This window comes from Henriciella sp., from assembly GCF_049649345.1.
Lineage (GTDB): Bacteria > Pseudomonadota > Alphaproteobacteria > Caulobacterales > Hyphomonadaceae > Henriciella.
The window spans coordinates 1-8,215 of sequence record NZ_JBARZC010000428.1; the positions used below are offsets into that span (position 1 = coordinate 1).

The 8,215-nt window shown below is 59.4% G+C and carries 10 protein-coding genes and 4 tRNA genes; all 14 read right to left on the minus strand.

Annotation, left to right across the window (positions count from 1 at the left end; genetic code table 11):
• Nucleotides 1–600: NADH-quinone oxidoreductase subunit C (locus WA989_RS11795; RefSeq protein WP_424340694.1), on the minus strand; the 600-nt coding region annotated here is incomplete at its 3' end.
• 18 nt (nucleotides 601–618) lie between these two features.
• Nucleotides 619–1,188 carry a NuoB/complex I 20 kDa subunit family protein gene (locus WA989_RS11800; RefSeq protein WP_424340695.1) on the minus strand — a complete coding sequence of 190 codons (570 nt, stop codon included), beginning with the start codon at nucleotides 1,186–1,188 and terminating at the stop codon, nucleotides 619–621.
• Nucleotides 1,188–1,562, minus strand: a complete 375-nt coding sequence (locus WA989_RS11805; RefSeq protein WP_424340696.1) for an NADH-quinone oxidoreductase subunit A — start codon at nucleotides 1,560–1,562, stop codon at nucleotides 1,188–1,190. Before WA989_RS11805 ends, WA989_RS11800 begins: the two co-directional genes overlap by 1 nt.
• A gap of 195 nt (nucleotides 1,563–1,757) precedes the next feature.
• A tRNA-Phe gene (locus tag WA989_RS11810) sits at nucleotides 1,758–1,832 on the minus strand.
• 88 nt (nucleotides 1,833–1,920) lie between these two features.
• Nucleotides 1,921–3,165, minus strand: a complete 1,245-nt coding sequence (locus WA989_RS11815; protein ID WP_424340697.1) for a pyridoxal phosphate-dependent decarboxylase family protein — start codon at nucleotides 3,163–3,165, stop codon at nucleotides 1,921–1,923.
• Nucleotides 3,166–3,213: 48 nt separating this feature from the next.
• Nucleotides 3,214–3,290: transfer RNA gene (locus tag WA989_RS11820), tRNA-Arg, on the minus strand.
• A 12-nt stretch (nucleotides 3,291–3,302) separates the two neighbouring features.
• Nucleotides 3,303–3,608 carry an ETC complex I subunit gene (locus tag WA989_RS11825; protein ID WP_424340698.1) on the minus strand — a complete coding sequence of 102 codons (306 nt, stop codon included), beginning with the start codon at nucleotides 3,606–3,608 and terminating at the stop codon, nucleotides 3,303–3,305.
• 29 nt (nucleotides 3,609–3,637) lie between these two features.
• Nucleotides 3,638–3,714: transfer RNA gene (locus tag WA989_RS11830), tRNA-Pro, on the minus strand.
• 45 nt (nucleotides 3,715–3,759) lie between these two features.
• On the minus strand, nucleotides 3,760–4,194 hold the full coding sequence (locus WA989_RS11835; RefSeq protein WP_424340699.1) for a PaaI family thioesterase: 435 nt from the start codon (nucleotides 4,192–4,194) through the stop codon (nucleotides 3,760–3,762).
• Complete coding sequence (locus WA989_RS11840) at nucleotides 4,184–4,642, minus strand: DUF192 domain-containing protein (protein ID WP_424340700.1); 459 nt, start codon at nucleotides 4,640–4,642, stop codon at nucleotides 4,184–4,186. The genes WA989_RS11835 and WA989_RS11840 overlap by 11 nt, the downstream gene beginning before the upstream one ends.
• A 51-nt stretch (nucleotides 4,643–4,693) precedes the next feature.
• Nucleotides 4,694–5,212, minus strand: a complete 519-nt coding sequence (locus WA989_RS11845) for a cold-shock protein (protein ID WP_424340701.1) — start codon at nucleotides 5,210–5,212, stop codon at nucleotides 4,694–4,696.
• Between the two features lie 99 nt (nucleotides 5,213–5,311).
• Nucleotides 5,312–5,386: transfer RNA gene (locus WA989_RS11850), tRNA-Glu, on the minus strand.
• Between the two features lie 77 nt (nucleotides 5,387–5,463).
• Complete coding sequence (gene recJ, locus WA989_RS11855) at nucleotides 5,464–7,248, minus strand: single-stranded-DNA-specific exonuclease RecJ (RefSeq protein WP_424340702.1); 1,785 nt, start codon at nucleotides 7,246–7,248, stop codon at nucleotides 5,464–5,466.
• 10 nt (nucleotides 7,249–7,258) lie between these two features.
• Nucleotides 7,259–8,215: class II fructose-bisphosphatase (glpX, locus tag WA989_RS11860; RefSeq protein ID WP_424340703.1), on the minus strand; the 957-nt coding region annotated here is incomplete at its 5' end.

An 8,215-nucleotide genomic window follows, 5' to 3' on the forward strand; every position in this document is an offset into this window, starting at 1 on the left:
CGTCTCGGCCTTCTCCTCGCCAGGAAGCTCTTTCGGGATACCTTCCCAAGGCGAGAGGAAATCGAAATTGCGGTATTCCTGAACCAGCGTCACAGGCTCGTTAACGACGCGTTTTTCGAGGTCATCATAGCGAACCTCGGTGAAGCCGGTGAGCGGGAAGTCCTTGCGCAGCGGATACCCCTCAAAACCATAGTCGGTGAGGATTCGCCGCAGGTCCGGATGCCCCGAAAAACGGATGCCATACATGTCAAAGGCTTCGCGCTCGAACCAATCGGCGCTCGGATGCAAATCGATCAGGCTGGGGACAGGCTGGGCTTCATTCGTTGTGACCTTGATACGAATACGCTGATTGAGGCGCATGGAAAGGAAATGATAGACGACATCGAAGCGCTGCGTGCGTTCCGGCCAATCGACACCGCAAATGTCGATCAGCGTCTCGAACACGCACTGATTGTCATCCTTCAGGAATTTGGCGAGCTTCAGGATCGAGTCGCGTTCGGCATGAACGGTCAGTTCGCCGAGGTGCACGTCAAAGCTTTTGACGGCATCGGCGCACTTCTCGCTGATATGCGCACCTAGATCTTGCAGGGCTTCATTCATGATATCGCTTACTCCCGCCTAGCGCTCGATCGAGCCTTCACGGCGAATTTTCTTTTGCAGCTGGAGCATGCCATAGACCAGCGCTTCGGCCGTCGGCGGACAGCCCGGCACATAGATGTCGACAGGGACAATGCGGTCACAGCCGCGCACGACGGAATAGGAATAGTGGTAGTAGCCGCCGCCATTCGCGCAGGAGCCCATGGAAACCACATAACGTGGCTCAGGCATCTGGTCATAAACCTTGCGCAGCGCCGGCGCCATCTTGTTGGTCAGCGTCCCAGCCACGATCATCACGTCGGACTGGCGCGGAGAGCCACGCGGCGCCATGCCGAAGCGCTCGAGGTCGTAGCGCGGATTGCCCGCCTGCATCATCTCGACTGCGCAGCACGCCAGACCGAAGGTCATCCACATCAGAGAGCCCGTGCGCGCCCAGGCGATCAGATCATCCGCGCGCGCCGTGAAGTAGCCCTTGTCGGCGAGATGGTCGGACAGGCCTGCGAAGAACGGATCATCCTCGCGAACCTGGTGACCGCCTTCCACGCCGGTGCGGCCAGCGCCAAGTGCGTATGGTTTGTAATCGTCGGCCATTATTCCCACTCCAGCGCCCCGCGGCGCCACTCATAGATAAAGCCCACCGTCAGAACACCGAGGAAGACCACCATCGACCAGAAGCCGAAGACGCCGATCTCGCCGAGGCTGACCGCCCACGGAAACAGGAATGCGACTTCGAGATCGAAAATAATGAAAAGGATAGAGACCAGATAGAAACGGACATCGAACTTCATGCGCGCATCATCGAATGCGTTGAACCCGCACTCATAGGCTGAATTCTTTTCCGGATCCGGATTGCTCGGGGCAAGGATGGCTGCGCCCAGAATAAAGAGCAGCGAGAGGATGACACCCAGGCCGAGAAAGAGGATCACCGGCAGATAGTCGAGTGCGAACCGTTCAATCTCTGTCATTACAGATAAACTCCCGGGAGCTTGCGGCTTGATTGCGCCGGACTAGGACGCTTTCACAGGCTTGGCAACATGCCACCTTCACCCATTCTAACGGTTTGGACAGCGGATTGCGCCCCTTCACTGTGCGGCGAGGTGACACGCTGCACGTAATACGTTCAGAACAGCCGTCCAATCGTTCACTCAGGTGGGGAAAGATGGTGCCCGGGGGCGGATTTGAACCACCGACACGCGGATTTTCAATCCGCTGCTCTACCCCTGAGCTACCCGGGCGGGCCACGAGGGAAACGGCGTCATACCCGCGCTGGAGGGCCTTGTCCAATCCCCTTTTTGAAGTTTTTGCAGCGCTAACTCCAGCAGATCAGCTATAGCGCGCTTCCACCTGCTTTTTCTTGGCCGCTTCGCCGCTGCGCACGGCATCACAGGCCGCCTGGAGATCGGCGAGGTATTCGTCAATGACATCGGAATGGCGCGGCGAGAGCATCAGGTGCAGGCTTGGCGGTTCCTTGGTGACCGAGGTGAACCAGCCGCGTCTGTATATCTCGCCATAGACAGCAAAGGAGTGAAGCTCTGGGTGGCGGAAGGCCACAAGCCCGAGGAGCGGCGTTCCGAGCACCTCAAAGCCGAGAGCCTTCACACCCTCTTCGAGGCGCTCGCGCGTTTCACAGACCCTGCCCTGCAACCGCCGATATCCCTGTTCTCCCAGATAGTTCATCACCGCCCAGGCTGATGAAATCGCCCCGCCCGGGCGCGTGCCTGCCAGGGTTGGCGTCTTCATCGGAGCGCCAGACCAGCCGGCCATGTCGAAGGGCATGAAGCTGTAGAGCTCTTCTGACCTGAACAAGACGGTGGAAGCGCCTTTTGCGGCATAGCCATATTTGTGCAGGTCCGCGCTCATCGAGTGGACGGCCGGGATTTCAAAGTCGAAAGGCGGGACCGGCACGCCGTTCATCCGGGCGAAGGGCGCGAAATAACCGCCCACGCATGCGTCTACATGCAGCCAAATGTCATGCTTCTCCGCAACATCTCCCAGCGCCCCGATCGGATCGATGATTCCATGCGGGAAATTTGGCGCCGAGCCGACCATCATGATCGTGTTCTCGTCAATCGCGGTCGCCATTGCGCCCGGATCGGCCTGATATCTGCCATCATCCGCAAGCGCGACGCGGCGCACCTCGATGTCCATCAGGTACGATGCCTTGTCGAATGCCAGATGCGCAGATTGGGGCAGGATTATATTGGCCTTTTCCTTGGCGCGGCCTTTCGAGCGCGCATAGTCCCGCGCCGTCTTAACAGCCATGGTGATCGAATCAGTCCCGCCAGATGTCATCGCGCCTGTCGCACCATCTGGTCCATTCAGAAGGCCAAGCGCCATGGAAATCACATCTTTCTCCATCTGCGCAAGCGAGGGGAAGGCGAGCGGGCCGAGGCCATTCTCCGACTGGAAGGCCGCATAGGCCTCCTTCTGGATCTGTTCGACATCCTCGCCGGCATTGAACACATAGACGGCCGTCTTGCCGTCGCGCCATTTGGCATCGTCCGATCCGCGGGCTTCGAGGTCTTTCTGAATGTCCGGCCAGCTTTTCCCGGTCTTTGGCAATCTCATCGCGTCTATCTCCCTCTTTAAGGGGCAGAATAGACAATCAAGACGCAATGGCGACCCCTACAGGACTTGAACCTGTAACCGTCGGATTAGAAGTCCGGTGCTCTATCCAGTTGAGCTAAGGGGCCGTTGAGTGACCCCTAGTGGGTCCAGGGCTGCTTGCGATACGCCGAGAAGTTTTCCGAATAGGATTTCACGAGGCGTTTGGGCTCGCGCGATTCTTCAACCGTAAACGTGATGCCCTCGCGTTTGGCATATTCGATCGCCTGTTCACGGGTTTCGAAATGCATCCGCACCTGGCCGGTCGTGTCATTGATGCTCGTCCAGCCCATAAGCGGATCGGAAAAGCGGGCATCGATCGCGCGGAACTCGAGAACCCATTCATGGGTCTTGGCCCGGCCGGCCTGCATGGCTGACTTTCTGGGCTTGAAGATCCGAGCGTCCATTTGAAGCCTCCGGCTGTCCGGTCAACCGATGGTCGGAGCGAGAGGATTCGAACCTCCGACCCTCTGGTCCCAAACCAGATGCGCTACCAGGCTGCGCCACGCTCCGACATCGGACGCCCCTTCTATTCAGACAGATTGCAATCGGCAAGCCCTATTTGGCTGTGCGTCGCAGTGTCCTGAAAGTTGCATCTGCGCGCGCCGCGACTTTGTCACCGCCAACCAGCAAATTGGCCCAGACATGGACGACGCCATCATTCACGGAGAGGACTTCTGGAACAGCCTCCAGCCAAGTGCCCTGCCGAATCGTTCCGAAATAGCTGATCGTGAGTTTTAAGGTGACCGACATCTTTCGAGTCGCATCCCAGACCGCCCAGGCCAGCGCGCCATCTGCAAAGGAACTCACCATGCCGCCATGCATGAAGCCCATACTATTGCAGTGGCGATCGAGCACCCAGAGACCGCTTCGTATGTCACCGCGCTCGGTCGCGCGATAGACAGGGCCATTGTGCGTGGTGAACGGTCCCCGCGACTTTGAGACTTCGAATCCGGCCGGGATCTGTGGCTGCGACGGCGTGTCAGCCGGCATTTAGATCGAAGACCGGATGGTTGACCTTGTCGCCAGGCTCAATGCCTAGTTCGCCGGCGCGCCCGCCATTGATTTCCAGAACACCTTTAACCGGCATGCCTGGGCTAACCGTGCGAAGCGAGCCCGGCACCGTATTGCGGGCAATCATCTGGATCGTGCCATCGCTGGAAATAAACAACATATCGAGCGGGATGAGCGTGTTCTTCATCCACATGGCCGGTTCGCGCGGATTGACGAATTCGAACAACATGCCGGCATCCGCGCCGAGGCTTTCGCGCTCCATGAGTCCAAACTGGATTTCTTCGGGCTCATCGGCGAGTTCGACCGTGAAAGCATGGCTGGTTTCGTCGGTATCGATGGAGAGCTCGCTGGTCTCCAGCGTCTGACCGAAAGCGAGGAGCGGAAGCGCCATCGCTGCGATGAAGCAATTCAGAAGTCTGTGTGTCATGAGGCTGGTCTAGCGTCTGGCTCAACCTGCCGCAATAAAAATGGTATGCTTCTATTTCGGCTTGGCTGAATTGACGTGTTCGCCCTTCGGCCCGTCCTCAATGACGGCGTCCAGAATGGTGCCCGACTCCACACTTTCAATACCGCCCCGGCGCAGAACCGAAATATGGACGAATATGTCAGTCTCCTGGTTCGGACGGTTCACAAAACCGAAGCCCTTGGTCGAGTTGAACCATTTGACGACGACCGTCTCAGGCTCGGGCGCGACGCCTTGCTCCTTCGCGATGACGGCCTTGGGCCGGTCCATTTCGATGATGTTCTCAACCTGCCAGCCGCGCTCGCCCTGTACGGCATCGCAGACAATACGCGCGCCTTCATCGGCATAGGCTTCGCCGAAGGTTCTCAAACATGAGATGTGAAGCATGACATCAGAAGACAGCGCAGGCTCAGTCACTGAAGACGGTACGACGAAGCCATACCCTTTCGCGATATCGAACCATTTAACATGGCCGATCACCCTCACCATCGGCGAGGGGCCCGGTGTGTCATCCTTCGAACTCAATGCAGTCATCTACCATCAGCCCCAAACCCCGATAGTAGAAAGGCATTTCCGCAAAGTCATCCCTCTTGGGGTGACGATTCGCCAAATTAACGAAAATTGTTGCGAAAGTGGCACTCCCTAGGGGAATCGAACCCCTCTTTCCAGGTTGAAAACCTGGCGTCCTAACCGATAGACGAAGGGAGCGCTCGGTTGGAAGGCGTGCGTATAGCGGGGCTTGGCAAGGTGTTCAAGTCGCCATTCCTCCTCCCAGCCAGTTTTTGTCAGTTGTCGTCAGCAATTGCGGCGTCGATCACCTCAAATTGCGCGCGGCGGCGGCCATTCCACTCATCTGCCTTAAGGCGTCCGACCAGATGCAGCGTCTTGCCGGCGAAGATTTTTGCGCCGAGTTCGGTGTCCGCCGAGCGCCACGACACGCATTCGATCCGCCCCGTCGCGTCTTCAGCATAGAAGCGGATATGGTTCTGCCCGATCCGGCGCGCCGAGACGGCTCTCACCTTGCGAACAGCAAAGACCGGCTGTGGGGCTTCCTGTCCGAACGGGCCGATTTCATCCAGCTCATCGCAGAGATCCGGCGATACAGCGCCGGGCGCCAGCACGCCATCAACTTCCAGACGCCGTGCTTCAGCGCGCTCATCGGAGAACTGGTCCATATGACTGACCATCCAGTCTTCGAAAGCTGAAATGCCGTCTGGCTCCACGCTCAAGCCTCCCGCCATGGCGTGCCCGCCACCAGACAGAAGAAGTCCGCCTCTTGCCGCCTCGCTGATCGCATCACCTATATTCACGCCTTTGACAGACCGCGCCGAGCCTTTTGCAACTGGGCCGAGATCGTCGCCCCAGCCGATGACGATGCTTGGCAGATGGAAGCGGTCTTTCAGCCTCCCGGCGACAATGCCGATCACACCCGGATGCCAGCCTTCGCCGGAAGCTATAATAATACCGCGATCGGGATTGGCTTCGATCTGCTTTTCAGCCTGTACGGTCGCCGCCTCGAGGATCGACATTTCGACCGCCTTTCGCTCATCATTCAAGGCGTGAAGCCGTTCAGCCAGCGCGATGGCTTCAGTCCGATCGTCGGTCGCGAGCAGTTTTGCGGCGAGCCATGGGTCACCGACGCGCCCGCCGGCATTAAGGCGTGGGCCCAATACGAAGGTCGCGTGGTAGACACTCTCGATGGCGCCAATCCCCGCCACATCTGCTAGTGCCCGTAGTCCGGGATTGCCGCCCCGCGCCATGATCTTCAGCCCTTGCCGGACGAAGGCGCGGTTCGCATCTCGAAGCGGTGACATATCGCACAGCGTGCCGAGCGCGCAGAGATCGAGCCAGGGCAGGATATCAGGCAGTCCGCCCTCCGGCTCGACGCCCCGCTCACGCGCAGCCTTGTTCAGTGCCACCAGCAGCACAAACACAACGCCCGCCGCCGCCAGATGACCGTAGCCGGACGTGTCATCGGAGCGATTGGGATTTACCAGGGCGGCCGTGTCCGGCAGCGATGTGCCCATCAAATGGTGATCGACCACGATGACAGGCAGCCCGATATCTGTAGCGGTTTCCAGCGCGGACACTGCTGCTGCGCCGCAATCAACTGTAATGACGAGCTCTGCGCCCTGCTCTTTCAGATACTGGAACGCGGCCGGCGACGGGCCGTAACCTTCCATCAGCCGGTCGGGCACATAGAGGCCGAGATCGCGGCCCCAGGCGCGAAAATAGCGAGCGAGCAAGGCTGAGGAAGTGCCGCCATCCACGTCATAATCCGCAAAGACGGTGACTTTCCGGCCATCGACCAGCGCATCGATGATGAGATTGGCCGCCTTCTCCATGTCCTGAAATGCCGCCGGGTCAGGAAACAGCTCCCGCAGGGTCGGCTTCAAGAAGGTCGCTGCTGTATCAGGCTGGACGCCGCGCGTGACGAGCAGCCGCCCCAGAATGTCGGAAATACCGGCTTTCAGGCAGAGCGCCCGCACATCGCCTTCATCTGCGTGCTTGAGCGACCAGAACCGCCCAGAGAGCGACTCGCCCACATCAAACAGAAAGGCGCCCGGCACGCGGGCCGCCTCAGGCCGTGCGATGGCGGGACAGGATTTTCCGGACCATCCCGTCTGCCGAGCTCATGACCAGTGTATCGGTGATGGTGACGCCATTGCCCACGATGACGCCATCGACCAAGCCGCCCTTGGTCACGCCTGTCGCGCAGAACACCGTCTCTTCGCTCGCGAGTTCATTGAGCGAATATTTCGTATCGAATTCGGTGACACCGACGCGCCTGGCGCGGTTTCTTTCATCATCATTTCGAAAGACAAGCCGGCCCTGCATCTGTCCGCCAACGCATTTGAGCGCCGCAGCCGCAAGCACACCTTCCGGCGCGCCGCCCTGCCCGACATAAAGATCGATGCCTGTATCCGGATTGGTCGTGTTGATGACACCTGCAACGTCCCCGTCCGAGATCAGGCAGATCCGCACACCAGCGCTACGCAGGCTTTCAATAATCTCGGCGTGGCGCGGCCGGTCGAGCACGCAGGCCGTCATCGCTTCGACAGGCTTGCCAGCGGCTTTCGCGAGCGCGTTGATGTTTGCCGCTGGTGTCTCGTCGAGATCAACGACGCCCTCCGGATAACCGGGCCCGATGGCAATCTTGTCCATGTAGGTGTCTGGCGCATGCAACAGGCCGCCACGCGGCGAGATGGCCAGCACGGCGAGCGCATTCGCCATCGCCTTGGCCGTCAGCGTCGTGCCTTCAAGCGGATCGAGCGCAATATCGATTTCGGGCCCATTGCCCGTGCCGACCTCTTCGCCGATATACAGCATCGGCGCCTCATCGCGTTCGCCCTCGCCAATGACGATCCGGCCCTTGAAATCGACCGAGTTGAAAGCGGTCCGCATCGCATCGACAGCAGCCTGGTCGGCCGCCTTTTCGTCGCCTCGGCCAGCCATTTTGTAAGCGGCAATCGCCGCCAGTTCCGTCACGCGGACCATCGCATCGCTCAGATGCGGAACGAGTACACTCTTGGACAT